Source organism: Kitasatospora sp. NPDC002965 (assembly GCF_040611255.1).
In the GTDB taxonomy this organism is placed as follows: domain Bacteria; phylum Actinomycetota; class Actinomycetes; order Streptomycetales; family Streptomycetaceae; genus Kitasatospora.
The window spans coordinates 1-24,753 of sequence record NZ_JBEXNT010000138.1; the positions used below are offsets into that span (position 1 = coordinate 1).

26 protein-coding genes are annotated in these 24,753 nt (G+C 74.7%); 11 read left to right on the forward strand and 15 right to left on the reverse strand.

Annotated elements, in window-relative coordinates:
* The 4 genes from ABZY91_RS34950 to ABZY91_RS34965 all read right to left on the reverse strand — a co-directional run.
* On the reverse strand, nucleotides 1-305 hold a 305-nt coding region (locus tag ABZY91_RS34950), incomplete at its 3' end, for an ATP-binding cassette domain-containing protein (protein WP_355407379.1).
* Between the two features lie 88 nt (nucleotides 306-393).
* On the reverse strand, nucleotides 394-1,239 hold the full coding sequence (locus ABZY91_RS34955) for a DUF4097 family beta strand repeat-containing protein (RefSeq protein ID WP_355407381.1): 846 nt from the start codon (nucleotides 1,237-1,239) through the stop codon (nucleotides 394-396).
* 84 nt (nucleotides 1,240-1,323) lie between these two features.
* Nucleotides 1,324-1,839, reverse strand: coding sequence for a toxin-antitoxin system HicB family antitoxin (locus ABZY91_RS34960; protein ID WP_355407383.1), 516 nt, complete (start codon nucleotides 1,837-1,839; stop codon nucleotides 1,324-1,326).
* Nucleotides 1,840-2,566: 727 nt separating this feature from the next.
* Entirely contained in the window at nucleotides 2,567-3,349 is a 783-nt protein-coding gene (locus tag ABZY91_RS34965) for a glucosamine-6-phosphate deaminase (protein ID WP_329876596.1), read from the reverse strand.
* A 248-nt stretch (nucleotides 3,350-3,597) separates the two neighbouring features.
* Between ABZY91_RS34965 and ABZY91_RS34970 the strand changes: the two genes are divergently transcribed.
* On the forward strand, nucleotides 3,598-5,202 hold the full coding sequence (locus ABZY91_RS34970) for an NAD(P)/FAD-dependent oxidoreductase (protein WP_355407385.1): 1,605 nt from the start codon (nucleotides 3,598-3,600) through the stop codon (nucleotides 5,200-5,202).
* On the opposite strand, the gene ABZY91_RS34975 is transcribed toward ABZY91_RS34970, so the two are convergent.
* Together ABZY91_RS34975 and ABZY91_RS34980 are read right to left on the reverse strand one after the other, a co-directional pair.
* Complete coding sequence (locus ABZY91_RS34975) at nucleotides 5,144-5,347, reverse strand: fasciclin domain-containing protein (RefSeq protein ID WP_355407425.1); 204 nt, start codon at nucleotides 5,345-5,347, stop codon at nucleotides 5,144-5,146. The genes ABZY91_RS34970 and ABZY91_RS34975 overlap by 59 nt on opposite strands.
* Nucleotides 5,348-5,460: 113 nt before the next feature.
* Nucleotides 5,461-6,618 (reverse strand): winged helix DNA-binding domain-containing protein, encoded by a 1,158-nt coding sequence (locus ABZY91_RS34980; protein ID WP_355407387.1) that lies wholly within the window; start codon nucleotides 6,616-6,618, stop codon nucleotides 5,461-5,463.
* A 362-nt stretch (nucleotides 6,619-6,980) separates the two neighbouring features.
* Here ABZY91_RS34980 and ABZY91_RS34985 point away from each other — a divergent pair, with 362 nt between their 5' ends.
* Nucleotides 6,981-8,147: an alanine--tRNA ligase-related protein gene (locus ABZY91_RS34985; protein ID WP_355407389.1), complete on the forward strand. Its 1,167-nt coding sequence runs from the start codon at nucleotides 6,981-6,983 to the stop codon at nucleotides 8,145-8,147.
* A gap of 134 nt (nucleotides 8,148-8,281) precedes the next feature.
* Here the strand turns inward: ABZY91_RS34985 and ABZY91_RS34990 are convergent, their stop codons facing one another.
* From ABZY91_RS34990 to ABZY91_RS35000, 3 genes are all read right to left on the reverse strand, one after another.
* Complete coding sequence (locus ABZY91_RS34990) at nucleotides 8,282-8,776, reverse strand: hypothetical protein (protein WP_355407391.1); 495 nt, start codon at nucleotides 8,774-8,776, stop codon at nucleotides 8,282-8,284.
* Between the two features lie 189 nt (nucleotides 8,777-8,965).
* Nucleotides 8,966-9,559, reverse strand: coding sequence for an MBL fold metallo-hydrolase (locus tag ABZY91_RS34995; RefSeq protein ID WP_329951263.1), 594 nt, complete (start codon nucleotides 9,557-9,559; stop codon nucleotides 8,966-8,968).
* Between the two features lie 150 nt (nucleotides 9,560-9,709).
* Complete coding sequence (locus tag ABZY91_RS35000; RefSeq protein WP_355407393.1) at nucleotides 9,710-10,492, reverse strand: hypothetical protein; 783 nt, start codon at nucleotides 10,490-10,492, stop codon at nucleotides 9,710-9,712.
* 195 nt (nucleotides 10,493-10,687) lie between these two features.
* Here ABZY91_RS35000 and ABZY91_RS35005 point away from each other — a divergent pair, with 195 nt between their 5' ends.
* Nucleotides 10,688-11,497 carry an alpha/beta hydrolase gene (locus ABZY91_RS35005; protein WP_355407395.1) on the forward strand — a complete coding sequence of 270 codons (810 nt, stop codon included), beginning with the start codon at nucleotides 10,688-10,690 and terminating at the stop codon, nucleotides 11,495-11,497.
* Nucleotides 11,498-11,790: 293 nt separating this feature from the next.
* Complete coding sequence (locus ABZY91_RS35010; RefSeq protein ID WP_355407397.1) at nucleotides 11,791-12,567, forward strand: sortase; 777 nt, start codon at nucleotides 11,791-11,793, stop codon at nucleotides 12,565-12,567.
* Nucleotides 12,568-12,613: 46 nt separating this feature from the next.
* Here ABZY91_RS35010 and ABZY91_RS35015 read toward each other — a convergent pair whose 3' ends face one another.
* Nucleotides 12,614-13,564, reverse strand: coding sequence for a hypothetical protein (locus ABZY91_RS35015; RefSeq protein WP_355407399.1), 951 nt, complete (start codon nucleotides 13,562-13,564; stop codon nucleotides 12,614-12,616).
* 180 nt (nucleotides 13,565-13,744) lie between these two features.
* Nucleotides 13,745-15,427: a histidine decarboxylase gene (locus tag ABZY91_RS35020; protein ID WP_355407401.1), complete on the reverse strand. Its 1,683-nt coding sequence runs from the start codon at nucleotides 15,425-15,427 to the stop codon at nucleotides 13,745-13,747.
* A 189-nt stretch (nucleotides 15,428-15,616) separates the two neighbouring features.
* On the opposite strand from ABZY91_RS35020, the gene ABZY91_RS35025 reads away from it, so the two are divergent.
* Both ABZY91_RS35025 and ABZY91_RS35030 read left to right on the forward strand, forming a co-directional pair.
* On the forward strand, nucleotides 15,617-16,108 hold the full coding sequence (locus tag ABZY91_RS35025; protein ID WP_355407403.1) for an Lrp/AsnC family transcriptional regulator: 492 nt from the start codon (nucleotides 15,617-15,619) through the stop codon (nucleotides 16,106-16,108).
* An 88-nt stretch (nucleotides 16,109-16,196) separates the two neighbouring features.
* A complete protein-coding gene (locus ABZY91_RS35030; RefSeq protein WP_355407405.1) occupies nucleotides 16,197-16,760 on the forward strand; it encodes a DinB family protein in 564 nt (187 codons plus the stop codon).
* A 422-nt stretch (nucleotides 16,761-17,182) separates the two neighbouring features.
* Here ABZY91_RS35030 and ABZY91_RS35035 read toward each other — a convergent pair whose 3' ends face one another.
* The 4 genes from ABZY91_RS35035 to ABZY91_RS35050 all read right to left on the reverse strand — a co-directional run bounded on the left by ABZY91_RS35035 (nucleotide 17,183) and on the right by ABZY91_RS35050 (nucleotide 20,182).
* Nucleotides 17,183-17,476 carry a WhiB family transcriptional regulator gene (locus ABZY91_RS35035; RefSeq protein WP_355407407.1) on the reverse strand — a complete coding sequence of 98 codons (294 nt, stop codon included), beginning with the start codon at nucleotides 17,474-17,476 and terminating at the stop codon, nucleotides 17,183-17,185.
* Between the two features lie 164 nt (nucleotides 17,477-17,640).
* On the reverse strand, nucleotides 17,641-18,339 hold the full coding sequence (locus ABZY91_RS35040) for a Tat pathway signal sequence domain protein (protein WP_355407409.1): 699 nt from the start codon (nucleotides 18,337-18,339) through the stop codon (nucleotides 17,641-17,643).
* A 234-nt stretch (nucleotides 18,340-18,573) separates the two neighbouring features.
* Entirely contained in the window at nucleotides 18,574-19,368 is a 795-nt protein-coding gene (locus tag ABZY91_RS35045) for a HEAT repeat domain-containing protein (RefSeq protein ID WP_355407411.1), read from the reverse strand.
* Nucleotides 19,369-19,465: 97 nt separating this feature from the next.
* Nucleotides 19,466-20,182 (reverse strand): NAD(P)H-binding protein, encoded by a 717-nt coding sequence (locus ABZY91_RS35050; RefSeq protein ID WP_355407413.1) that lies wholly within the window; start codon nucleotides 20,180-20,182, stop codon nucleotides 19,466-19,468.
* A gap of 94 nt (nucleotides 20,183-20,276) precedes the next feature.
* Here ABZY91_RS35050 and ABZY91_RS35055 point away from each other — a divergent pair, with 94 nt between their 5' ends.
* The 5 genes from ABZY91_RS35055 (at nucleotide 20,277) to ABZY91_RS35075 (ending at nucleotide 24,748) form a co-directional block, all read left to right on the forward strand.
* Nucleotides 20,277-20,960 (forward strand): TetR/AcrR family transcriptional regulator C-terminal domain-containing protein, encoded by a 684-nt coding sequence (locus tag ABZY91_RS35055; protein WP_355407415.1) that lies wholly within the window; start codon nucleotides 20,277-20,279, stop codon nucleotides 20,958-20,960.
* A gap of 144 nt (nucleotides 20,961-21,104) precedes the next feature.
* A complete protein-coding gene (locus ABZY91_RS35060; RefSeq protein WP_355407417.1) occupies nucleotides 21,105-21,695 on the forward strand; it encodes a hypothetical protein in 591 nt (196 codons plus the stop codon).
* A gap of 260 nt (nucleotides 21,696-21,955) precedes the next feature.
* Complete coding sequence (locus tag ABZY91_RS35065) at nucleotides 21,956-22,999, forward strand: DUF4129 domain-containing protein (protein WP_355407419.1); 1,044 nt, start codon at nucleotides 21,956-21,958, stop codon at nucleotides 22,997-22,999.
* Nucleotides 22,996-23,535: a hypothetical protein gene (locus ABZY91_RS35070; protein WP_355407421.1), complete on the forward strand. Its 540-nt coding sequence runs from the start codon at nucleotides 22,996-22,998 to the stop codon at nucleotides 23,533-23,535. The genes ABZY91_RS35065 and ABZY91_RS35070 overlap by 4 nt, the downstream gene beginning before the upstream one ends.
* A gap of 118 nt (nucleotides 23,536-23,653) precedes the next feature.
* A complete protein-coding gene (locus ABZY91_RS35075) occupies nucleotides 23,654-24,748 on the forward strand; it encodes a MoxR family ATPase (RefSeq protein ID WP_355407423.1) in 1,095 nt (364 codons plus the stop codon).
* The last annotated feature ends 5 nt before the right edge of the window (nucleotides 24,749-24,753 follow it).

Consider the following 24,753-nt stretch of genomic DNA (forward strand, 5'->3'; position numbering starts at 1 on the left):
AGGCCGTCGACGGCGGAGAACTGGCCGGTGACGCCGATGGCGGCGCGTACCGCCTGCGGGGCGGCCGTCAGGTCGTGGCCCGCGATCCGGGCCTGCCCGCCGTCGGCTCCGACGAGCGTGGAGAGGATCTTGACGACGGTGGTCTTTCCGGCGCCGTTCGGGCCCAGCAGGGCGAAGACGGACCCGGCCGGGATACTCAGATCGATGCCGTCGAGCACGGTCTTGTCGCCGTAGGACTTGCGCAGACCGGTGGCGGAGATGGCGACGGGCGCCTGTGGGTCGCCACCTCGCCTGGGTGTGGGCATGGGCATGACAGATGAAGGCACGGGGCCCTCCCGTTCGGGGGCTGAAGCGAAGCTGAGGGATGTGGTGGGGCGAGCCGGTCCGCGGGTGTCAGGACCTGGCGCGAAGGATGTCGATGTTGCCGTACCGGGTGCGGGCACGGACCTCGACCGTCTCCTCGGCCTGCTCCGGGGGCGCGGAGTCGGTGAGCGTGTTGCGCACCTGCCCGGAGCCCGAACTGACGTCGAGCCAGGCAGCCGTGCCCTTGCGGACACCGACCTCGATGGAGCCGTAGGAGGTCTCCAGCTGGACGGCGCCGCGAACCACCTCACCCACGCGCAGGGTCCCGTGGGCGGTGGTGGCGGCGACCGGGCCCAGCGCGCGCCCGATGCTGATGTCGCCGTTCGCGCCGCTCACCCGCAGGTCGCCGGTCGCGGTGTCGACGGTCGTGGTGCCGTGCGAGTTCTTCAGGACGGCGGGGCCGTCGACGGTGCCGACACGCAGGCTGCCGGAGCTGGTGGTGATCTCGGCCGCACCCTCGATCCGGTCGACGGTGATCGAGCCGTGGGAGGCCGTGAGCGTCAGCGGACCGGTGGCGTCGAGGCGGACGTCGCCGGACGAGGTCTTCACCCGGGTCTCGCCGAGCCGGCCCTCACCGAGGACCTGGGTCCACGAGCCGGTCATGACGACGTGCGAGCCCTCGGGCAGCTCGACCGTCACGTCGACGACTCCGGGGCGGCGGAGCGAGTTGCGCTGCTTGGGGGTCCTGACGGTCAGGGTGCCGCTCGCGTAGACGACCTCGGTCCGCTCGGCGGCCCGCAGATCCTGGTCCTTCTTCGGGTCGCGGGGCCGGACCTCGACGACGGTGTCGGGGCGGTCCGCCGCCGTGAAGCGGACGGAGCCTGCCTCCACGTGGGCGGTGACGGAGATCGGTTCGGGAGTGTCGAAAGAAGGCATGGCTGTACCGTCCTCGTGGGTCTCGGCAGCGTCCCCCCTGGTGGGACGCAGTACGTGGGTGGGGTGGTGCCGGCGGGCGCGTGGCTAGCGCACCCAGCCCGTGATGCTCTGTCCGACCGTTCGGGTCCTCTCCGTCGCCCGCGGGCGCGCGCCACCGTCGACCGCCGCCGACACGGCCCGCACCAACCACGCGTTGACCGACAGGCCCTCACGGGTCGCGGCCTCCTCGGCACGCGCCTTGAGGTGCGCCGGCAGTCGCAGGTTGACGCGGGCGGTGCCACCCTCGTCCCCGTCCGCGGACACCTGTGCCCGGAACGGCTCGGCGGGCACGACGGGCGCTTCGGCGGGGCCGGCCGCCGACGGCGGCGTCACCACGAAGTCGGGGTCCAGTCCGCGCAGCCGCACGTCGACCGACCCCGGGGCGAGCTCACGGGTGACCTCGTCCATCGCCGCGGAGAGCACGTTGAGCAAGGTCAGACGAGTCGCCGATTCCAGCGGCAGGGTGAGCCGCTCGGCCAGCTCGCGGGCGCCCTCCCCACCGGCTTCGGCGGCCACCGCGAGTTCGCGGCGGAGGTTCTCGACATACGGGGTGAGGTCCATGACGCCATGGTGGCACCACGATGGCGCCATACGCAAGCCCCTGCGGCACCCCGAGTGGCGCGGCCTCAGGGAGGACCCCTCTGACCTGGCGAAACATAGAACCGGGGACCCGGATCGGGCCGACACCGCGCGGGCACCACCATCGCACCGGCACCGGGTGACGCCGGGCGGCGCCGATGTGGCACCGAATGGCACCACATCGCACCATCGACACCAGCCACGCCCTCCGAGCCGGCGGAAGTGCTCGCACAGCCCGAACGGGAACGCCTCCTGCACCGCCCGCACCGAGGCGGCCGGCTTCCCCTGGCGGGCTCCGGGTGCGCGACTCCGAGCAGACGGACACGGCCCGCGCTTCACACCCCGGGCCCGGCGGCGGAGTCACCACGCCGTCGGGAGTTGTTGACCACCGACCCGAACGAAGGCCCCCGGGCAGGCCGGCGCGCGCGTACGTCGGCGCCGTGCATGACACGGTCGGGGAGGGCCGAACGTCAACCCGTTCTCGTCGAGGGAGCGGCCTCGGCGGCGGAACGGCCGGTCAGCCGGTGCGGCCGGCGGCTCTCGATCCCGGGGTCGGACGGCGCGAGGGTCGTCATCGCGCCGTCCGACGGCAGGGCGGCCCCGCTGCCACGAGGGGCAGGCGGGACCGCCCGGCGTCCGGCAGCGGGGCTCGTCGGCGCGGGTACGTCAGCGACCACGACGAGCCCGGCGACTGCCGGACGGTGCACCTCTAGAGACCCTGCCAGGCGGGCTTGGCCGCGTAGGTGTCACGGAAGTAGTCGGCGAGCTTGAGGCCGGAGGCGGCCGCCTCGTCGACGACGACGGTGGCGTGCGGGTGCAGCTGCAGGGCCGAGGCGGGCACCAGTGCGGACAGCGGGCCCTCCACCGCGAGGGCCACGGCCTCGGCCTTGGCCTCGCCCGTGGCGAGGAGCACCAGGTGGCGGGCCTCCAGGATGGTGCCGATGCCCTGGGTGAGCACGTGGTGCGGCACCTCGTCGAGGCTGTCGAAGAAGCGGGCGTTGTCCTCGCGGGTCTGCCGGGTCAGCGTCTTGATGCGGGTCCGGGAGGCGAGCGAGGAGCACGGCTCGTTGAAGCCGATGTGGCCGTCGGTGCCGATGCCGAGCAGCTGGAGGTCCACGCCGCCGGCCTCGGCGAGCGCGCGGTCGTAGTCGGCCGCCGCTGCGGCGATGTCCTGCGCGTTGCCGTCCGGGCCCATGAAGGAGGCCTCGGTCAGACCGAGCGGACCCACGACCTCACGCAGGACCACCGAGCGGTAGGACTCGGGGTGGCCGGCCGGGAGGCCGACGTACTCGTCCAGCTGGCAGATCCGGGCGCGGGAGGCGTCGACGGTTCCGGCCTCCACGCGGGCGGCGAGCGCCTGGTAGATCGGCGTCGGGGTGGAGCCGGTGGCCACACCGAGCAGGGCGTCGGGCTTGGCGGTCAGCAGATCGGCGATCGCTGCGGCGATGAGGCTGCCTGCGGCGGCGGCGTCGGGCACGATCACGATTTCCATTGGTCCACCATTTCTGGAGCGACAGTGAGGTCTAGACCATTCTGTCGTGAATCCCGCCCCCAGGTCCATTCCGCTCCCGGGGTTCTTCGAGGCCGGGGCCGGTGCCGGCCCCGACGGCCACGCTCCGGGCGAAGGCGACGCGCCCCGTCGAGGCGCCCCGTCGACACGCCCGACGAGACACCCGATGAGACGCCTCTCGTTGACGCGCACATGTTCCCCGGCCGCCGCCGGTGCCGTAGCGTTGCCGTGTGAGCGCGCACTCGTCCCTCAGGTACGACGCCGTGATCGTCGGCGGTGGGCACAACGGGCTCGTGGCGGCGGCGTACCTGGCGCGCGCCGGACTCCGGGTCCTGGTGCTCGAACGGCTGCCGCACGTGGGCGGGGCCGCGGTGTCGGCCCGCGCGTTCCCGGGAGTGGACGCCCGGCTGTCACGCTACTCGTACCTGGTGAGCCTCCTGCCGCACCAGGTCGTCCGGGACCTGGGGCTGCGGCTGGACCTTCGGCGGCGCCGGATCACCTCGTACACCCCCACCCTCCGCGACGGGAAGCCCACCGGGCTGCTGGTGGACGCGGCCGACCCCGGCCGGACGCGGGAGTCGTTCCGGGCCCTGACCGGGACGCAGCGGGAGTGGGAGGCCTGGCAGCGCTTCTACGGGATGACCGGGCAGGTCGCCCGCCGGGTGTTCCCCACGCTGACCGGGCCGCTGCCCTCGCGCGCCGAGCTGCGCCGACGGGTCGCGGACGACGCCGCGTGGGAGGCACTCTTCGAACGGCCGCTGGGCGAGACGATCGAGCGGACCTTCGCCGACGACCTGGTGCGCGGAGTCGTCCTGACGGACGCCCTGATCGGCACCTTCACCCACGCCCATGACGCCTCGCTGCTGCAGAACCGCTGCTTCCTCTACCACGTGATCGGCAACGGGACGGGCGACTGGGACGTCCCCGTCGGCGGGATGGGCGCCGTGACGGACGCCCTCGCCGGGGCCGCCCTGGCAGCCGGTGCGGAGATCCGGACCGGCTGCGAGGTCACCGCCGTCGCCACCGCCGGCGTCGGCGACGCCGAGGTGTCCTACCGCCATCGGGACGGGGAGGCGACCCTGGCGGCGGGCCGGGTCCTGGTGAACGCCGCCCCCGCGACCCTCGCCCGGCTGCTGGGCGACGATCCCGGGCCGGCCCCGGAGGGCGCCCAGCTGAAGGTCAACATGGTGCTGCGCCGACTGCCGCGCCTCAGGGACGTCTCCGTGGATCCCCGGGAGGCGTTCACCGGCACCTTCCACATCGCCGAGGGCTACCGGCAGTTGGAGACGGCCTACGCCGAGGCGGCGGCGGGCCGGGTTCCCTCGGCCCCGCCCTCGGAGATCTACTGCCACACCCTCTCCGACCCGTCGATCCTGGGCCCCGAGGCGATCCGGCAGGGGTTCCAGACGCTGACCCTGTTCGGCCTGCACATGCCCGCACGGCTCTTCGCCGACCCGGCGGCCAAGGAGCGGGCGCTGGCGTCGAGTCTGGCCCGGCTCGACGCGGTCCTGGCCGAGCCGATCGCCGACTGCCTGGCGACGGATCGCGAGGGCCGGCCCTGCCTGGAGGCCAAGACGCCGCTCGACCTGGAGCGGGAGGTCGGCCTGCCGGGCGGTCACATCTTCCACCGGGATCTCTCGTTCCCCTTCGCCGCCGACGAAGCCGTCGGCGAAACGGCCCAGGACCCCGGCGACAGCCCCGCAGCGCGTTGGGGCGTGGCGACGGACCGCCCCAACGTCCTGCTGTGCGGTGCGGGAGCGATCCGCGGCGGTGGCGTCAGCGGCATTCCCGGACACAACGCCGCACAGGCCGTCCTGGAGGACCTGGCCCGGTAGCCGTCCGCCACCCGCCGTCCACCTCACCGGGGTGGACGGCGCCCGGCAGCTTGGCGAAAGCCGCGTCGTTCGGGGCGAAGACGGTGACGTCGTCCATCGGGTCGAGGACGTCCCCGGCCTCGGCCGTCTTGATCGGCGCGGACATCGCGGTGAGGTCCCTGGCCCGGTCGATCGCCGACAGCACCGGGATGCCGCCCGCCTCCCTCAGGCTGCCCCGGCCCGCGACGGCCCGGTGCGTCGGGCCGTCGCGGGCCCGGTTCAGCCCGGCAGTACCCTGGTCACGCCCTCCGGGAGCCGGGGCCACCAGTGGTCGTAGCGGCGGTAGACGCGGGGCTCGCGGTCGGCCAGCAGTCCCGTCAGGGCGCGGGCCTCCTCGGCCAGGCCCTCCCACGCCCCGGCGGAGAGCTCGTGGAAGGCGGTGGCCTCGATGCCGTTCTCGACCGGTCGCCAGACCCCGGCGACGTGACCGTCCACCAGCAGGGTCGGCAGCACGTCACCGTTGTTGCGTATCACCAGCCGCCGGTAGTCCGGCGGGATCAGCCGGCTGCGGTCGGCGTACGCGAGCAGGACGCTGTCCCACATCGCCATCAGGCGGGGCGGCGCCGGGGTGTCGGCCGGCGGGCGCGGGGCGTCGGGAAGGTCGAACAGGGCTGTACCGTCCGGCCCTTGGAGCTGCTCGACGGCGCCGGCGGCCTCCAGCACGCGCAGCGCCGTACGCACCGGCGCCCGCTGCACCGTGGCGAACTGGGCGACGTCCGCGACGGAGGCCGGCCCGAATCCGGCCAGGTACCTCACGACGAGGGTCTCCAGCGCCTCGGTGTCCGCCTCACGGCCGCCCGGTCCGGTCCGGGGCTCCTCCGGAGGGTGGGCCGCGACGAAGGAGGGCCGCGGGCCGAAGGACCACGGACCGCCCGTGACGGCGTGCACCAGCGGCGCGTACGCCCGCAGTCCCCACCACGCGCCCGCCTGCCGCTCGGCGCCGAGCCGTTCGCCCAGCCAGACCTCCATCTGTCCGTTCGTGTGCGGCTGGTCGGCGAAGGACAGCAGCGGCGGCACCAGCTCCTCGGCGTCGGCCGGGGTGAGTCCGGCGGCGGCGAAGCGGTTCCCGAGCCGGGCGGCGTACAGTGTCGGCCGCATCGCCCGGCGCAGGACCCGGTAGTCGTCGGCCCGGACCGCGTGCAGGGTGATCCGCATCAGGGTCGCCTTGAGGATCCTGCCGTCGGCGAACGCGGCGTCCAGCTCGGCCGGGGCGAAACCGTCGATCCGGTTCCACAGCGCCAGGTAGGGCGAGGCCGGGTGCTGCGCCTGCAGCGCGACCACCCGGCCGAGGGCCTCGACGACGTCCAGCGGCTCACGTCGCACCAGCAGTTGGCGGCCGAGTGTGGCCCGGTTGAGCTCCCGCGCAGTGATCTTCACGATCGAGCATTGTGCCGCCCGCCGCCGTACCGTCGCCACCGGGCCCGGCCGGGCCCGCCCGGCGCGTCCCGGGGCGTCCCTGGCGCCCCCGGCGTCCGGCCGTGGCGGAGCACGCACAAAAGGTGTGGCCCCGGGGCACGGGGCGCGTTAGCCTCGGGACCATGAACGTCATGGGCCGAAGCACCACCGCGACCGCGCGAGCGACCAGCTCGCCGGTTGCCGCCGCCTGACGTATCCCGTCACTCCCACCGGCCACCGGAAACGGTCCGCCGGTGGCTCCACGCGTTCGCGCCCCGGTTCCGTCGACCGGACGGACCTGTTCTCCGGTGCCCTTCCCGCTGTTCCGCGAAGGAGCCCACCCCATGCACAGCGATCAGATCGTCCGCACGTTCACCGAGTACTTCGAGGAGCGCGGGCATCGCCGGATCACCGGCTCGACCCTGCTGCCCCCTCCCGGCGACCCGGTGCTGTTCACGACCTCGGGCATGCACCCGCTCACCCCCTACCTGGAGGGGCGCCCGCACCCCCTCGGCAGGCGACTGGTCAACGTCCAGCGCTGCCTGCGCACCACGGACCTCGACGAGGTCGGCGATCGAACGCACCTGACCGTCTTCGAGATGCTCGGCAGCTGGTCGCTCGGCGACTACGAGGGACCGTCGAGCCTCGACTGGGGCTTCGGGCTGCTGACCGAGGGGTTCGGCATCGACCCGGGGCTGCTCCACGCCACCGTCTTCGGCGGCGACGACCGAACCGGCCCGGACACCTCCTCCCTGGAGCTGTGGCAGGAACGCGGGGTGCCGGTGGAACTCACCGTCGAGGACAACTGGTGGTCCAACGGACCGACCGGCCCGTGCGGCCCGGACTCGGAGATCTTCCTGTGGACCGGAGACACCCCGCCGGAGTCGACGCCGACCGGCGACGACCGCTGGGTGGAGGTGTGGAACCACGTGATGATGCGTCACCGCCGCCTCGACGACGGTTCTCTCGTGCCGCTCCCCCAACGCAACGTCGACACCGGACTCGGCCTGGAACGGCTGGCCTCGCTGTTGCAGGGCCGGACGTCGGTGTTCGAGTGTGACGTCTTCGACCCCTGGCGCCGGCGCGTGCCACCGCTGTGGCAGCTGGACGAACCGTCACTGCGGCTGGTGTGCGACCACCTGCGCTCCGCCGTGGTCGTGATCGGCGACGGGGTGCGCCCGGCCAACACCGGCCGCGGCTACGTCCTGCGCCGGCTCGTGCGACGGGTGCTCACCGTCCTGCGGCGCGACGATCCGCGGCGCGGTCTCGGGGACCTGCCGGACGAGCTGATCCGGCACACCCTGGACCGGTTCCGCCAGGACGTGGGGCAGGACGTCGTGCGGGGGGTGCTGCTCGACGAGGAGCGGCGCTTCGGCCGGCTGCTGGAGCGCGGACGGCGGATCCTGGCCCGGCCCCGCTTCCACGGACCGCTGGGCGAGGATGACCTCCACTACCTCCACGACACCCACGGCCTCCCGCGCGAGCTCGTCCTGAGCCTGCGTCCGGAGTGACGGCCCAGGGCGGACCGGGCGCGGGGGCGGCGATCAGGGTTCCCGGTCCGGCGCCCCGGGGTGTCGGGGTGTCGGGATGCCGGGGTATCGGGGTGTCGGGGTATCGGTCCGTCACGGCCGGTGCCGGCCTCGGGTCAGGGGCGGTCGGCGGTTCGTTCGGGCCCGCTGTCCAGGCGGACCGCGCCGTGCAGCAGCAGCCCCGCGGCCCGGGCCTCGTCCAGCCGACGGGTGAAGACGCCGATGCCCTCCTCGGTCCCCAGCTCCATCAGGTCGGGCGGCCAGGTGCCCGGTGGCACCAGGATCACGATCACCCTGCCGCGCCCCTCGGCCGCCGACACCCACCCGGGCGAGGCCCGGACCTCGGAGGCCGGTTCCCAGACCTGCCGGCCGCCAATCAGCACGAGCCGCGTCAGCAGCGATCCGCGCACCTCCATCACGGCGGTGGTGGCGGGCGGCTCCCCCGCCGCCAGGACGAACCCGCTGTCCACCACGCTCTCGACGAACTCGCCGTACAGGTGCGGGCCGATCTCCACGATCACCTCCGCGAAGGGCACCCCGGCCGCCGACTCGTGCACCGCCAGCGCCCACACCATCGGCGCCGGTCCGGCGCCTTCCACGTCTTCCGCCATGCCCTGTCAACGAGCCGGACCGGCAACCGAACCGGGCAGGCCCGGAACGGCGGCAGAGCGGTGCGGGGCGGCGGCGCGCGGAGGTCCGTCGACCTCGCGGACCCCGCCGCCCCGTGCGCCTCCGTGTCACCGCGGAACGTCCGCACGGCATTCCGCGGTCCGCGCCGCGGACCTCACAGGGCAGAACAGTTAGAGCGGCGCGGCGTCGTCGGCCTTGAACGGGCCTCCGTGGCCGGGCACGATCAGGTCGGCGGCGGCCAGCACCCGCAGCCGGGAGGCACGCAGGACCTCGCGGTCGGGAGCGACGGGGTCGTCCGCCGGGCCCTCGGAGTGCCACCACAGGTCGCCGGCGAACGCCACCACGCCCGCGCTGGTGCCCGCCAGCAGCGTGATGTCCTCGGGGCTGTGCCCCGGGGTGCGGATCAGCCGCAGCGACGGGGTGAGTTCGTACCCCTCCGCGTCCCGGTTCCGCCACCGGTCGTCCGAGTACTCCACCTTGTGGTCGTGGACCGTCGCCCGTCCGAACAGGCCCACGTTCATGGTGTTGTCCGGGTGGTGGTGGCTGAGCACCACGTCGGTGATGTCGTCCGGGCCGAGGCCCAGTTCCGCGAGCGGGGCGAGGATGCGGTCACGGCTCGCGACCATGCCCGGGTCGAAGATCACATGGCGGCCCGCGTCGGATATGTAGGACACGGTGGCGGCGACCCCGGGGCCGGTGGAGCCCACGTAGCCGGTGGTCAGGATGGTGTATTCGGCGCTGCGGCCGATCGGTGCGTCTGTCACGAGCACGATCATTCCGAATGAACGGGCCGCCCACCAGTGGCTTTACCTCGGGCGATCACGGACCTCGCACCGCCCGGGCGGCGCCCCCGCTCCCCCGGCCCGGCCCCGTCGGCCCACAACAACCCTTCTCCGTAACGATCTTGACGCCGCCTATCGCGGACGGACCGTCTGTTCGGCCGTGGTTCCGCAGGGGTGGCAGGTCCAGGTGAAGAGCGCCGGGGAGTCGGGGGCGGAGAGGATGCCGTCGTAGCTGGAGTGCCCGGGGCCCGCCGAGGCGGCACCCCGGCGGTGGTGGGCGCCGTCCGGGAATCCGGCCTGCAGGGGGCGCGGTGTGCCTTCGGGGCGCCGGGAGCTGAGGTCCCACGCCGGGTCGTCCACCAGGTCGGGAGTGCCGGGGCCGCCGGCGGTGCCCGGGGAGTCGGGGGTGGCTTCGAGGTGCGTGAACAGCAGGTTCCGGATCCGGAGGAGCCCGGTGTGCCACACCTGGACCGGTTGGGGGGCCGGTGGCGGCAGGACCGCCGGCTCGACGAGCCACACGGCCGAGGACGACGGCGTCACCGGCGAGTCGAGGAACACCCCCAGGGAACGCGGGAGATCCGGGTGGTGGACGGCCATCACCAGCCGACCGGGGTCCCGCACGGGGCCGAAGCTGCAGACGGTGAACTGGACGCCGTGCTCGGCGTCGCCGAAGAGGCCGGGAAGGGCGAGCAGCGCGTCGCGGCGGCCGGGCTCCGTGAGGTAGACCAGCCAGGGCGACACGGATCCGGCCGGGCGCGGCGGACCCGGCCGGCGTTCGAGAGCCAGGACCGTGAACAGACCCGACGGGGTGTCCAGGACGCCGCCGTGGGAGAGGCGGGCACCGGGCTCGTCCAGGAGCGTCTCGGGCGCGCGGAGGACACGCAGGCCGCGGCCGGGGGTGCTGGTCTCGCTCATGTCGCGAACGTAACGGCGTGCCGGTGCGGCCGCCAGCGGTCGCACCGGCACGCCGACCGGGCGGGCGCAACGGCCGACCGCGCCGCGGACACGGCGGCCGCGGTCCGACATGCCGCGCCCGGCCCCGGGTCACCGACCGGCGGGCGGCGGCGCGGGAGACTTCCGAGGGGGTCGAACGAGACGGAGGGTCCAGCCGTGAGCAGTGCCGCGCCATTCCACACGTGGGACGTTCGGGAGTCGGGCCCGGCCGACGCCCCGCACCGGGTCCTGCTGCTGCCCGGCGGGCTGTGCAGTACGGCCTTCTACGAGGACATGACGGCCGCGCCGCCGCTCGCCGACGCACCGATCCGCCTGGTGGCGGCGACCGTCCCGGGCCACGCCGGGACGGTCGCGCCCGCGGACGTGTCGATGGAGCACTACGCGGCGATCACCGGTGCCTTCGCCGCCGAGCACGGCTGCACGGTCGTGGTCGGTCACAGCATCGGCGCGAACATCGCCATCGAGATGGTCGGCGGCGGGCACTTCTCCGGCCCGGTGGTGCTGCTGTCCCCGACGTTCTCGCGGCCGGACGAGTCCATGGCGCTGGCGGTCGCGACGGCGATCGGACGCGTGCCCGGTCTCGGGGCCGCGGCCTGGCCGGCGATGCTGTGGCTGGCGCCGAAGGCACTCGCGGACAGCATCCCCGAGCGGCGCAGGCCGGCGCTGCTCGCCGATCTGAGGAAGAACTCCGCGCCGTTCTGCCGCCGGGCGATGGCCGAGTACTTCGCGTACCTGGACCGGCACGGTTCGCTGGTGCCCAGGCTGTGCGGCTCCGGTGCCCGGGCGTGGGTGGTGCGCGGCGACCGCGACGAGGTGGGCCTGACCGACGCCGAGCACGCCGCGCTGGAGGCCTGCCCGTCCGTGACCCTGGCGGTGGTCCCGGACAGCGGGCACCTGGTGATGGTGGAGCAGCCGCACGCGGTGGCGCGTCTGATCGCCGACGTGGTCCTCGGTCCGGACCGCTGACCGTCGGCGGGGCCGGCGGCGGCACGCACGGCGACGGTCGCGCGCGCGGGGCGGTGGCGCGCAGAACGGGGCGCGCGGGGCGGGGCGCTCGGGGCGGGGCGCGCGGGGCGGGGCGGGGCGCGCGGGGCGGCGGCGGGGGCACCCCGGGCCCTGATGCGCGGACCGACGCGGGGGCGGTCAAGATAACGAGAGACGAACGTTTCGCCTCCGCCCGCCCTCCGCCCCGCCGCCGGGCGTCGCCGGTGAGGCACCATGGCGGCCCACGAACCACCCCCGGACTCCCCAGGATCACCGTGCCCGCACCCCAGCTCGTCGCCTCCGCGCTCGCCGGAGCGGTCCTCGCCCTTCTCGCGGGCTGCGCGGGCGGAGGGGCCGGCGCCGGAACGGCCGACCCGCCGACCGCGGTGTCGTCCCCCGCGAGCCCGCCCGGCGCCTCCACGAGCTCCTCCGCGTCCGGCGCCGACCCCTCGGCCACCGGCTCCTCGGCCCCGGCTGCCACCCCCACCGCGCCGGCTGCCACCACCGCGCCGTCCGCTCCCGGCGGCACCGCCGCCCGCACCGGCACGGCCGTCCTCGCCATCCCCGCCATCGGACTGGCGGGGCTGAAGGTGGTGCCCTACGAGGGCACCACGGACGACGGCCCGGGGACCCGGATCCAGAACGGCGGGGTGGCGGCCAGCCCCTACGGCGAGCAGGGCGGCGTCGGCCCGGGCCAGGTGGGCAACTACCTGGTCACGGCGCACCGGCTCTCCGCGGGGAGCCCGCTGCGGGACCTCCCCGCGGTGCGCGACGGCGACGTCGTGCTGGTCACCCTGGACGGCACCGCGTACGAGTACGTGATCACGGGCACCAGGGCCACGTCGTTCCGCTCCCCGCGTTCCCTGGCCGAGCAGCGCGCGGCCGTTCCGGGACGTCCCGGCGAGGCGGCCGTCCAGCCGATGATCACCGTCTCGACCTGCGCCACGCCGGAGGACAACGCCGCGGGCAACCGCTGGCGGGACGCCAACGGCAACCCCGAGCACCGGATCGACAAGATCGGCGTCCTGCGCGCCACCCGGCCGGCCGGCTGAACGGGCGCGGGCCCCTGATCGCGCCACCGGCTCCCGGCCCCGGCCGTCAGCCGACGCCGAGGGTGAGTTCCGCCGTGTGCAGCCGTCCCTCGGTCTGGAACTGCAGGAACACCCGCCAGTTCCCGGGCCTGCCGAACATCGCGTAGAAGGTCAGGTCCGGCCCGCCGCGGTCGCCGTCGACCCGGTCCGTCGGGTGGAGGTGGGCCAGCGCCCGGTCTCCCTCGTGGAAGGCGGTGAGGTGGGCGTAGCTGCCCAGATAGGGCTGGAGGGCGTCGACGGGTCGGCCGTCCCGGCTGACGGTGGCGGTGAGCCGGTGGGCGCCGGCCGTCGGCTCACTCCGGAGGGCCACCGTGTAGCCGTCGACCGTGGTGGTGCCGGCCGGGGCCGGCAGCCGCACCGGGACGGCCTCGCCCGGCACGGTGACGGTACGGCTGAGCACGATCTCGCTGCCCCGCCGCGAGCGGGCGTCCGGGAGGAACGAGGCGTACATCCGCCAGCCACCCGGGCCGAGGGCGGCCAGGTCGGCGGTCCAGGTGCCGTCGGGGGCCATCACCGGGTGCAGGTGCTGGAAGCCCGTGAGGTCGCTGCGGATCGCGTAGAAGTGCAGCTTCCTGGTCTGGTGCTCGACGAACTCGGTGACCGTCCGGCCGTCCGGGCCGGTGAGGGTGAACGCGTAGGCCACCGCCCGGCCGGCGGGCAGCTCGGTGAGGTGCGCGTCCAGGCGGTAGCCGTCGCGCTCGGCGGTGAGGCCGTCGGGCACGTCCGGGACGACGGGGGACGCGTCGGTCGCGGGCCCTGCGGGGGCACCGGGCATCGCCATCGCGCCGTGGTCCGCCGCCGCCCGGCCCCCGTGCCCGGCGAGGGGGGACGACGCGCCGGCCGGGGGGACCGGCGGAGGGGCGGACGACGCGCAGGCGACGAGTCCGAGGAAGAGCAGCACGGGCACGCAGGAGGCCAGTGCCCAGCCGCGGGAGAGCGAACGGACGGAGGCGGGCATCGGCAGGTCCTTCGCGTACGGGCACGCCGGGGAGCGCCCGGGTGGGCAGGTGCGCGTGGCAGGGGCGGTCACCACAGCACAGGAGACCGCCCGACGACCGCCGCGATAACGAAAAGTTCCGCCCGGTGTCCTCCCGCCCGGGCCGGTGCTCGCCCGCCGTGCCCGGGCGGCGGGCCCCCGCTACACGCCCGTGGGGCCGGCCGGGGCCGCCGGGCCGGCCAGGACGGTGGGGTCCCCGGCGAGGTCGGCGAGCAGGGCGTCCAGCTTGGCGCGGTCGACCGAGGGCATCAGGAAGACGTGCACGTAGCTGCGCCGGGTGGTCTCGTCGCCCGGGACCGTCAGGACGTCCTGGGAGGAGAGCGACCACTTGGCCACCAGCTCGGGCCCGGGCCGCCGGAACCGCACGGTGACGGCGCCCGGCGTGCGGGCCGGCCAGAGCGCGACGCCGGTGCGCCGCTCCAGTTCCAGCAGGCGGGACTCCAGGTAGCCGGCCAGTTCCTGGGCCGAGCGGATCCGGTCCACCTGGTCCCGGTAGGAGTGCCGGGACAGGTGGTCCCAGAGCACGAGCGGGGAGAACCCGTTGCGCGAACCGGCGAAGGTGGTGTCCGGCGCGCCGATGTAGTCGGGCTGGGACGGCGGCGAGATCTGGTACTTCACCTTCGTCATGTAGATGCCGCACGGCCACGGCGCACCGGGCCACTTGTGGCCGCTCATGGCGATCGAGGAGACCACGTCGACGTCGCCGGACCGCTCGGTGGGCAGGGTGAGTCCGAAGTCGAACTCCGGTATCGCGGCCTCGGGCGACCAGCCGTACGCCGCCGGGTCCCGGGCGGCGAGCCGCAGGAACGGCGCGTAGCCGGCGCCCAGGGCGCCGTCGACGTGGATCCAGAAGCCTCGGCGCACGTCGGACAGCGGCTCGCCGGTCCGCGGGTCGGTGCCGTACACCACCTCGCGCCGGACCAGGCCGTGGCGCTCGAAGATCGGCAGCAGGCGCTCGCAGACCCCCCGGACGTCGTCGTGGGCGCCCTTGAAGGTGCTGCCGAGGTTCAGGCCGACGAAGACCGGGTGCCCCTTGGCGGCGAAGAACTCGACCAGCGCCGCGAGGGCGTCGACGTCGATCTCGCCCGGGCCGTCCCAGGACAGGCCGGACGGGCCGGGGCGGGAGGGCACCTCGGTGGGCCAGGCGCGGCGGCCGGTGACCGGATCGGCCAGCGGGCTCTCGTCCGGGTACCGCTCCAGGCCGACGGCGTGGAAGGTCTCGACGCCCAGCACCTGGACGGCCTTGGCGAAGGAGTAGTGGGTGTCCTCGGAGTAGAACGCGACCGGTCGGTGCGCGTTCGGGTTGTGCCGGTCGGGCGTCGCCCGGACGTACCGCAGCGCGTCGAGGGGGGCGGCCGGTGCCTGGATCAGCGCCTTTCCGCTCAGGTAGTCGCGGGCGTTCCAGAGCGCGTACATGTTGCCCTCGGTCGACCCCATGGAGAGCATGTAGCCCCAGTACGACTCGGGGTCCGCGGGGTCGTGCGGGCGCCGGGCGTTCCACAGCGTCGCGTAGTAGTCGAGTACGGCGCGCTCGACGACCTTGGTGTTCGGCTTGTAGCCGCCGCTCCGGAACGGGTCGCCGAGGTTGTTGATGTTGTTCGGCATGAACCGGGCCAGGTCGAGCGCGCAGCCCTGCATGTCCTGGGTGGCCTGGTAGCCGACCAGGTGCCGGCGCTTGCGCGACAGGTAGGCGTCGACGGTGTCCAGGGCGCGCACGCGCCGGGCGTCGTCCAGCCCGCTCTCGGGGAGCGCGAAGTCCCGGCCGTCCAGCTCCGGACCGGGGTCGGCGGCGGTCGCGGCGGCGAAGGTGGCGGTCGGGCTCATGGGCGCGGCACTCCCGGGTCATCGGTCGGCCGGTCCGCGGACGGGGATCGGCCGAGCGGCGAAACGGCGTTCGCGGCTCGCCGACAGAATGGAACTTCCACGCGCCGGGTGGAAGATCTCCCGAAGAATATTCGGTTCCGGTGCGGGAATCCTTGCGAATCGTCGGAATCTGCTGGGATTCTGTGCGCCGTGCCGAACAATCAGCAGGCCCGCAGGACGCCCGTCGACGACATCGACCGGACCATCATCCGCGCCCTGGCCGACAACGCCCGGATGCCGAACAACGCCCTGGCCGAGGCGGTCGGCGTCGCGCCCTCGACCTGCCTGGCCCGGGTGCGCGCGCTGCAGGAGCGCGGGATCATCCGCGGGTTCCGCGCGGACGTCGACCCGGCGGCGATCGGTCTCCCGCTCCAGGCGATGATCTCGGTCCGGCTCCGGGCGCACACCCGGGAGCAGAACGAGAGCTTCCGCAGCACCGCCCCCGACCTGCCCGGCGTCCTCGCGGTCTTCCACATGGCCGGGTCCGACGACTACCTGCTCCACGTGGGGGTCGCCGGCCCGGAGGGCCTGCGCGACTTCGTCGTGGACAACCTGACGACGCATCCGGCGGTGGCACAGACCCGGACCAACCTGATCTTCGAACAGATAGCAGGCCGCCGGTACCTGGCTCCGGAGCAGTGACGGAGGACAGTCGCGGACACGATCTGACCTACACGGATCCTACGGTGGTTCCTGTCGACGGAACGCACTACCGACGAAGGCGGAGACCATGAACGACATCACGACCCTCGACCGGGCCACCACCACGGAGGCCGCACCGGTCGCCACCGGCGAGCGGGCCGACCTGCTGGACATGCTCGGCCAGCAGCGGGGGTTCCTGCGCCTCACCACCCAGGGCCTGACCGACGAACAGGCCGGGCGGCGCACCACCGTGAGCGAGCTGTGCCTGGGCGGGCTGGTCAAGCACGTCGCGGCGGTCGAGCGGGGCTGGGTGGACTTCATCCTGTCGGGCCCGTCCGCGATGCCGGACTTCACCGCCATGACCGAGGCCGACTGGACCCGGCGCGAGAACGAGTTCAAGCTGCTGCCCGGGGAGACGCTGGCCGGTGCGCTGGCCGACTACGCCGAGGTCGCCCGCCGGACGGACGAGCTGGTCGCCGTGCTCCCCGACCTGGACGCCTCGCACCCGCTCCCCAAGGCCCCCTGGTTCGAGGGCGACGTGCGGTGGTCGGCCCGCCGGGTCCTGCTGCACATCGTGGCCGAGACGGCGCAGCACTCGGGCCACGCCGACATCATCCGGGAGGCCCTGGACGGCGCGAAGAGCATGGGCTGAGCTGTCGCCCGCTCCAGGCGCGCCCCGGCCCGGCGCGGGCCGGGCCGGCGGGCAGGCCCCGGCCTCCGGAAGCGGCGCGCCGAACCGCGCGGCCACCGGAGGCGGCACGGGGTGGCCGGTCAGTCCGGCGGCTCACCGGGGCCGGGGTGCCCCGGATCGGGCACAGGACGGGGCCGCGCCGGGCGGGGCGGTTCCGGCGGGGGCACGGGACTGCCCGGGGGCCGGGGAGGGTCGGGCGGAACGGGCGGCCGGATCGGCTCGGGCGGTTCCGGGTGCGACGGTGTCCCCGGCGGCGGGGGCGAAGGGTTCGTGGTCATGGCGTGGTGCTCCTCTCCGGTCCGGGGCCGACTCCGCCCGGGACCAGCGTTCTCTCTCGGCCGCGTCCGGAACGGAGGCCGTGGTGCCGCGGGTCCGACGACCGGTCAGGTCCGCGCCTGCACGCCGGGGGTCCGCAGGACCGACCGGCGCTCCTCCGCGGAGAGCCCGCCCCACACCCCGTACGGTTCACGGGCGGCCAGGGCGTAGCGCCGGCACTCGATGCGGACGGGGCAGCGGGCGCAGACGGACTTGGCGGCCTGCTCGCGCTGCTCGGCGGAGGATCCCCGCTCGTTGACGGGGTGGAAGAACAGCCTGGTGTCGGCGGAGCGGCAGGCACTGCGGAGCTGCCAGTTCCAGTGGTGCTCGGACGCCCCGGGCAGGCGGGATATGTCGGTCACGGCGAGTTTCCCTCCGTTGGCAGCGGTCGACACCACCCGTCTAACCGCCCTCAGGACTTTCATGCCCGCCGGATCCGGGAGAACGTGGCCCGCCGCCCGGGCGGCCCCCGCCGGTCCGGGCGAGCGGCTGTCCGGGCGGGGGCCGTCGGGGCAGGGGCCGGGACTCAGTTCACGTGGACCGGCGGGCTGCCGGCCCGGCTGGTGTCGACCAGCGGCCCGTAGGTGGCGGAGAAGTACCCCTCGCCGGGACAGAGGCCCGACCCGCCGCTCTTGACGAAGCGCTCGTTGCGGAAGGCCAGGCTGTGGGTCGCGTTGTCCGCCGTTCCGGTGAAGGCGCCGCTGAGCTGGTAGGTGCAGGTGAGGGTGCCGAACCAGGAGTTCAGGACGGCCGAGGCCTGGATCGGTCCCGCCGCCCCGGGGGTGAGGACGACCGGGAGGCCGGCGCCGCCGACCGCCACGTGGTACGCGAGGTTGCCGACCGTGAGGCTCCTGACCGACGTGACGCCGGTGACGTTGGCCGTGCACGAGCCGAAGGTCAGCCCGGTCAGGGACTCCGTCGCGGTGCCCGGCGCGGCGGGGTTGCCGAGCACCCGTGCGGTGAACGGCGAGACGCCGCAGCTGACCCCGGTGGAGCCGTCGGCGGTCGAGGAGAAGGTGGCCCTGGAGCCTGCGGCGAGCGGGGCGACCAGGACGTCGCCCACGGCGACGGCCGGCCCGCCGGCGCCGCCGGTGGTCAGCACGGACACCTCGGCGGCCGTGCGGGAGGCGGCGAAGGCGACGGAGGCGGAGGCGGAGGCGGGGGCGGCACCGGCGGTCAGCACCGCGGCGACGGCCACCAGGGCCGGAAAGGTGCGGGTACGCATGGGAAAGCCTCGTCTCGGTGAGGGCGCGAGAAGGCGGACGTCCGACGCTCGCCGGACAGTCGGGGACGTCACGGCGAGCTGACTACGTTGTAGGACCGTGTCCGCGCACCGTCAAGGAGCTGGACCGCACTTGCTGACAATTCGTCAGCAAGTGCGGTCGCCCGAAGCGGCCCCGGCGCCGCTCCGGGCGACCTGCGCCGGCCCCCTCGACAGCCGGCTCCGAAGGGTCAGTGATCACTTCGGTGCACGGGCGTCCTCGACCGCTCGCCGCACGTCCGGGTGCGGGTCGTCGACGAGGCTGTCCAGCAGTTCGCCGACCCCGGGCGTGGACCATCGGCCGACGGCCCACACCAAGTCCCCCCGCACCGTGGGGTCGGGGTGGGCGGCGAGGTGGGCGAGACGGTCGAGCGGGCCGCGCCGGCGCATCCCGAGCCAGTACAGAGCGTCACGGAGCGCGGCCGGGTCCCCGGGATCACCGGCTTCCGCGATCCGGTCCAGCAGCACCCCGACCCGCGGGGGCGGGCCGTCCAGCGGGTGCGGCAACCGCTCACGCAGGCGCCGCCCGCCGTACTCGCCCCGCACCCGGCACCCTTGGCAGGTGCACGGGCGCGAACCGTGGGCGCCGGGCACGTAGCGCCAGCCCGCGACCTGCGGCGGGGTGCGGACCCTGTGCACTTCGCGCGGACGGATCGCCCGGGGCACGAACACCTCCCACCCGCGGGGATCCGCCACCCCGGCGATCCGCCGCACCGCCTCCGCCGCGGAGAGGACCGGCTTCGCCCGGTCGGCGTAGCGCCCCACCAGCACCTGTTGGGCGTCATCGAGACGCAGGTGGACGGCGACCATCCCGCCCTGGCTGCCGAATCGCGCCAGCTCACGCAGCCACTGGTGCGTCAGGGTGTACGACGGCAGCACCGGAAAGCAGTACACCCCGCGAGCACCGCCCTGCCCGTGGCTCACGGCGCGGATCCCGGACCGCCGGATGCGCGGCACGTTCGCCGCCGAGGTCAGGTGCACGAACATCGCCATGACCCGGCATGCTAGACGACCGCCCCGAAGGCCGTCGAAAGCACCTCGGGAGGCGGTCCGGCACCACCGCCTCCCACGGTCGATCGCCCAGGCCGGCCTAGCCGGGGCCGTCCGGGGCGGCGGTGTGGGCGAGGGCGGCGGGGGTCAGGCGGCCGACGATCGCCGGGGCCTCGTGGACGAGCGCGTCGTCGGTGAGCGCCTCCACCATGAACAGCGCGAAGTCCACCCGTCGCGTCAGGTTGCCGGCCAGGACCGGGTCGCCCACGTGCCGGCTCCACACCGGCAGGCCCTGGCTCTCGCCCTCCTCCAGGTCGCTGCCGCGCACCACGGTCCACCGGGTGTCGCTGGCGAAGACCCTCCGGCACGCCTCCACCTGGTCGTCGATCTCCACGGCGCGGACGAGCTTGCCCAGCACGGCGACGATCCGCAGGACGGTGGTGAACAGCCACGAGTACCGGTCCTTGCCGTCCCGGGTGATGTGCCATCCGCAGGAGAAGACCAGGCGCGCACCCGGCCGTGCGTGGTCGAGGACCGCCTGCGCAGTGCCCGACGCGTACTGCTGCACGCCCCAGGGCACGAGCACGGTCAACACCCCGTCGCACCCGGCGACGGCCCGCCGGATCACCTCGGGGTCGTTCGTCGCTCCGGGGACGACGGTCATCCGCCCTTCGAACGCGGCCAGCTTCGGCACGCTGCGCTCCCGGCACACGCCGACCACCTCGTAGCCGCGGTCCAGCGCGTGCCTGACCATGTACTGCCCGAGCTTCCCCGAAGCCCCGACGATGCAGACCTTCATCACACGATCCGTGCCCATGGCGCAGCCCTTTCGCCGGCATGGTGACCTTATGGTGTAAGGCACGTTAGCCTTATGCTGTAAGGCAGTCAATGGGAGCGGAAGGAAGAGGCGGATGCCCGAGGCAGGCAAGGGCCGGCGCGGGGCGGCGGCACGCACCCCGCTCAGCCGCGAGCGGGTGATCCGCACGGCGGTGGAGGTGGCGGACGAGAAGGGGTCGGCCGCGCTCAGCATGCGGGCCATCGCCCAACCGCTGGGGGTCGAGGCGATGTCGCTCTACCACCACGTGACCGGCCGGGAGGACATCCTCGACGGGATGGTGGACGCGGTGTTCGGCGAGATCGACCTGCCGCCGCGCGACACGGACTGGAGGAGTGCCACGCGCCACCGCGTGCTCTCCGCCCGCGCCGCCCTGCTGCGCCACCCGTGGGCCATCGGCCTCATGGACTCCCGCTCACGGCCCGGACCGGCGACCCTGCGCCACCACGACGCCGTCATCGGGGCGCTGCGCGCCGGAGGCTTCTCCGTCGCCATGGCCGCGCACGCCGTCTCGCTGGTCGACAGCTACCTGTACGGCTTCGTGCTCCAGGAGCTGAGCCTGCCGTTCAAGGGCGCGGCGGAGCTGGACGAGGTGGCGGAGGCCATCCTGCGCGAGATGCCCGCCGACGCCTACCCCCACCTCGCCGAGCTGGCCACCGAACACGTCCTCAAACCCGGCTACGACTACGCCGACGAGTTCGCCTTCGGACTCGCCCTGATCCTCGACGGCCTCCACCCGGACGAGACCGCGGGGGCCTGAACCGGACGGGTCCGCACCCGGTCACCGACCGGACCGCGACTGGGCCGGGCGGGTGGGGCCGGGGGCCTGCCGGTGTGGTGCCGGGAGCGGGCGGCGGGCCCCGGCGGGAGGCTGGTGCCGCAGAGGCCGGCGAGGGGAGAACGCGTGAGTGAGCACAGCCGTCGAGGCGCCCGCGGCGGCACGGCCGCCGGCCCGGACCGGACCGCCGGTGATCCCGGGGTACTGGGGACCGCCCTCGCCGTGGTGCTCGCCTTCTCCCTCGCACAGGGTTCGTGGGAGTGGTTCTCGACCTACCTCGGCGTGACGCTCCTCGCGGTGGTCCTGTCGTTCGGCCGCGTACCGGAGCCGGTGCCGGGCCGGACGCCCGCCTACGCCTGGAGCCTGGCGGCGTACTCGCTGGTCGTGGGCCTGTGCGTCGCACTGACGCTGGCCCCGGCCCTGCAGCGCTGGGACTGGCTGTTCCCCATGCCGGGCACGCGGAACGGCTGCGCGGAGGCGGGCCGCTACGAGAGCCTGCGGACCCGGGCCGCCCTCGGGGACCTGGCCGGCCAGGACGGCGACGCGCTGGCGCACGCGCAGCGGGAACAGAGCCGCGCAGCCGTCGACGGCTGCCTGTCGGCGACGACCACGCGCTGGCTGCCCGTGTACGCGCTGGGGGCCGCCCTCCTGGTGGGAGCGGTCGCGTGGGCGTGGGCGCGCGGCCGGGCGCGAAGGGCGACGCCGGCGGCCGGGTGACCCGCCGGGGACGCCGAGCGCGGGCCGGGCGCGGGCCGGTGGACGTGCCACGGGACCGGCGGACGGTCTGCGGATCGGCCCGGGGGCACCTGTCGACGGCCGCAACCACCTTGACCTGCGCGGAAGTTGAGCGGCACGAAGCCACCGCCCGAAGGCGACGGACGGCCCGACCGCCAGGACTCGTGACAGTACGACAGGTGGTATGCGAAGCTGCACCCGGCGTGCATCGGTTCGCGCCACGGGGGCACGGGGGTATCCGCATGAACGACGATGCGGCGCGGAACGCGCGCCGATCGGGGCAGGTCGACACGGCACGGGCGGGCACCGGGCAGGTGTCCGGGGTCGTCCTGGTCGTGGCCGGTCTGCTGCTCGCGGCAGCCGCGCTCCGGCCGGACGGCGGGCTGCTCGGCACGGCCGCCACCGGACCGGTGGGCAGCATCGGGTGGGTGGTGCTGCTCGCGCTCGGCTGGGTGGTCCTCGTCGGGCGCTACACCTCGCGTCTGCGCGAGGAGGTCCGTCACCTCACCGGGCCGACGCCCTGGGCCGAGCGACTGCGGGCGTGTGCCGTCACGCTGCTGACCGCCCTCGTCCTCGCGGTGCCGGTGCTGATGATGGTCCTCCACGTCCGGGCGAGGCCGGAGCCGGTCGCTCGCGACCTGCCCCAGGTGATGCCGACGAACACGATGCCGCCCGGGGATCCCGCGGTGGAGGCCGCGCAGGACGACACTCTGCACGGCGGCGTGCTGGCCCTGCTCGGGGGCATTTTGGTCCTCGTCCTGCTGGCCGCGCTCGTGGTCGCCGTCGCCCGGAGGTTCGGCCGGCTGCGGTTCTCCCGCCGGCCGCGACCGGGGGCCCCGCTGCCCGCGGCGCCGCCACGGCCCGGGGACGTCCTGGCCCTCGCCCTGGTCACCGGACGGCGCGCCCTGGTCGGCGACGACGCCCGGGCCGCCGTGATCGCCTGTTACGCGGCGATGGAGGGCTCGCTGGCGGTCTCCGGGGTGTCCCGGCGCGACTGCGACAGTCCGACGGAGCTGCTGGACCGTGCCGTTTCCCACGACGGGGTGGACCCCTTCCACACCCGGGCCCTCACCGCCCTGTTCCGCGAGGCCCGTTACTCCACCCACCCGATGGACGACACCCACGTGCAGCGCGCGCGGACGGCCCTCGACGCCGTCGCCGCGGGCCTGGAGAACCGGGCCGCCGCGCCCTCGGGCCCCACCGGGCCGAGCGGACCGAACGGGCCGGGCACGCCGGGCACGGCCGCCGGGGCGGGCGTGACCGGTGCGCCGGGAGAGCACCGGTGAACGCCGCCGGGCCCGAGCGGGCGGCACCGGAAGGACGACCGGAGGGCGCGCGGATCACGCCCGGCTCGATCCGGCACAGCCTGGTCGAGCTGAGCGCGGCGGCGGTCCTGGCCGAGATCCTGCTCGCCCTGGTCGGCGGCCTCCCCGCGGCCGGCGCCGGAGCGGTCGTACTGGTCGCGGCCGCCCTGGTCACCGCCCGCGTCGTCGCCGGCGCGGGCTTCGCGGAGGTGTCCCTGCGCCGCCGGCCCCGGCTGATGGAGAGCTACGGGCAGGGGCTCGGCGACTGGCGGTGGACCGTCCGCCAGGGGCTGGACCCGGAGGGGGACGGCCAGCTGCTGCGCCTGCGCCTCCAACGGCTGTTCGCCGCACGCCTCTCCGAGGCCCACGGTCTCTCCCTGGTCACCGACCGCGACCGGGTCGCCGAGCTGCTCGGCCCCCGGCTCTGGCCCTGGATCGACCCGGAGTCCCCGGCTCCCGCCCCGACCGTCCCCGCACCGGTCCTGCACGCCCTCGTCGACCGGCTCGAATCCCTGTAACCGCGCGGCGTCCCGGGCCACGGCCACACCCCGGGGCGCACCGTCCCACCGGACCGGCGGCGGCGCCGCCGACCCGCCCCCACCACGACACCGCACCCATCAGCCTCTCAGGAGAGTCATGACCGCCGTTCCCCAGGCCACCGCCGACCCGGACGCCGCGCACAACCCGAACGGCCGCACCGGGACGGCCGTCCTGACACCGCACCGGGCGGGCGAGCGCGCACGCGAGGTGCTCCAGGAGGTCAACCGGGCGGTGGTGGGCAAGCCGGAGGCCCTCCAGCTGGTCATGCTGGGCGTCCTGGCCGGCGGTCACGTCCTGATCGAGGACCTTCCCGGCCTCGGCAAGACCCTCCTGGCGCGATCCTTCGCGACCACCCTCGGCCTGGACTTCCGCCGGATCCAGTTCACCCCCGACCTGCTGCCCTCCGACGTCACCGGCGCCCCGTTCTACGACCGGCGCAGCGGTGAGATGCTCTTCAGGCCCGGCCCGCTCTTCACCCAGCTCCTGCTGGCCGACGAGATCAACCGCACCCCGCCCAAGACCCAGGCCGCGCTGCTGGAGGCGATGGCCGAGGGGCAGGTCTCCGTCGACGGCGCCACCCGGCGCCTGCCGCAGCCCTTCACGGTGATCGCCACCGCCAACCCGATCGAGTACGAGGGCACCTACGCCCTGCCGGAGGCCCAGCTCGACCGGTTCCTGCTGCGCGTCCGCATGGGCTACCTGTCCACCGGGCTGGAGGCGGACATGCTCCGGGCCCGCCTGGACCGGGCCACGCCCGAGCCGGTGCTGGAGCCCGTCAGCAGCCCGGCCGAGCTGCTCGCCATGCAGGCGGCCCTGGAGCGCGTCGAGGTGGACGACGACCTCGTCGCGTACGTGGTCGCGCTGGTCGACGCCACCCGCAGTGACCAGCAGGTCCAGGTCGGCTCCTCGCCCCGCGGCGGCCTCGCCCTGGTCCAACTGGCCCGCGCCCGAGCGATGTTGGAAGGCCGCGACTACCTGACGCCGGAGGACGTCAAGGCGCTCGCCGTGCCCGCCCTCGCCCACCGACTCACGCTCCGGCCCGAGCTGTGGGTGCGCCAGGTCGAGGCGGACGACGTGATGGCCCGGCTGGTCGACTCGGTACCGGCCCCGCAGACCGTGCCGCGTGCGGCCGCAGGCCCGGGCGAGGGCCCGGGGCCCGGCGCCGTGGCCGCCCCCGGCGGCACGCGATGAGCGCG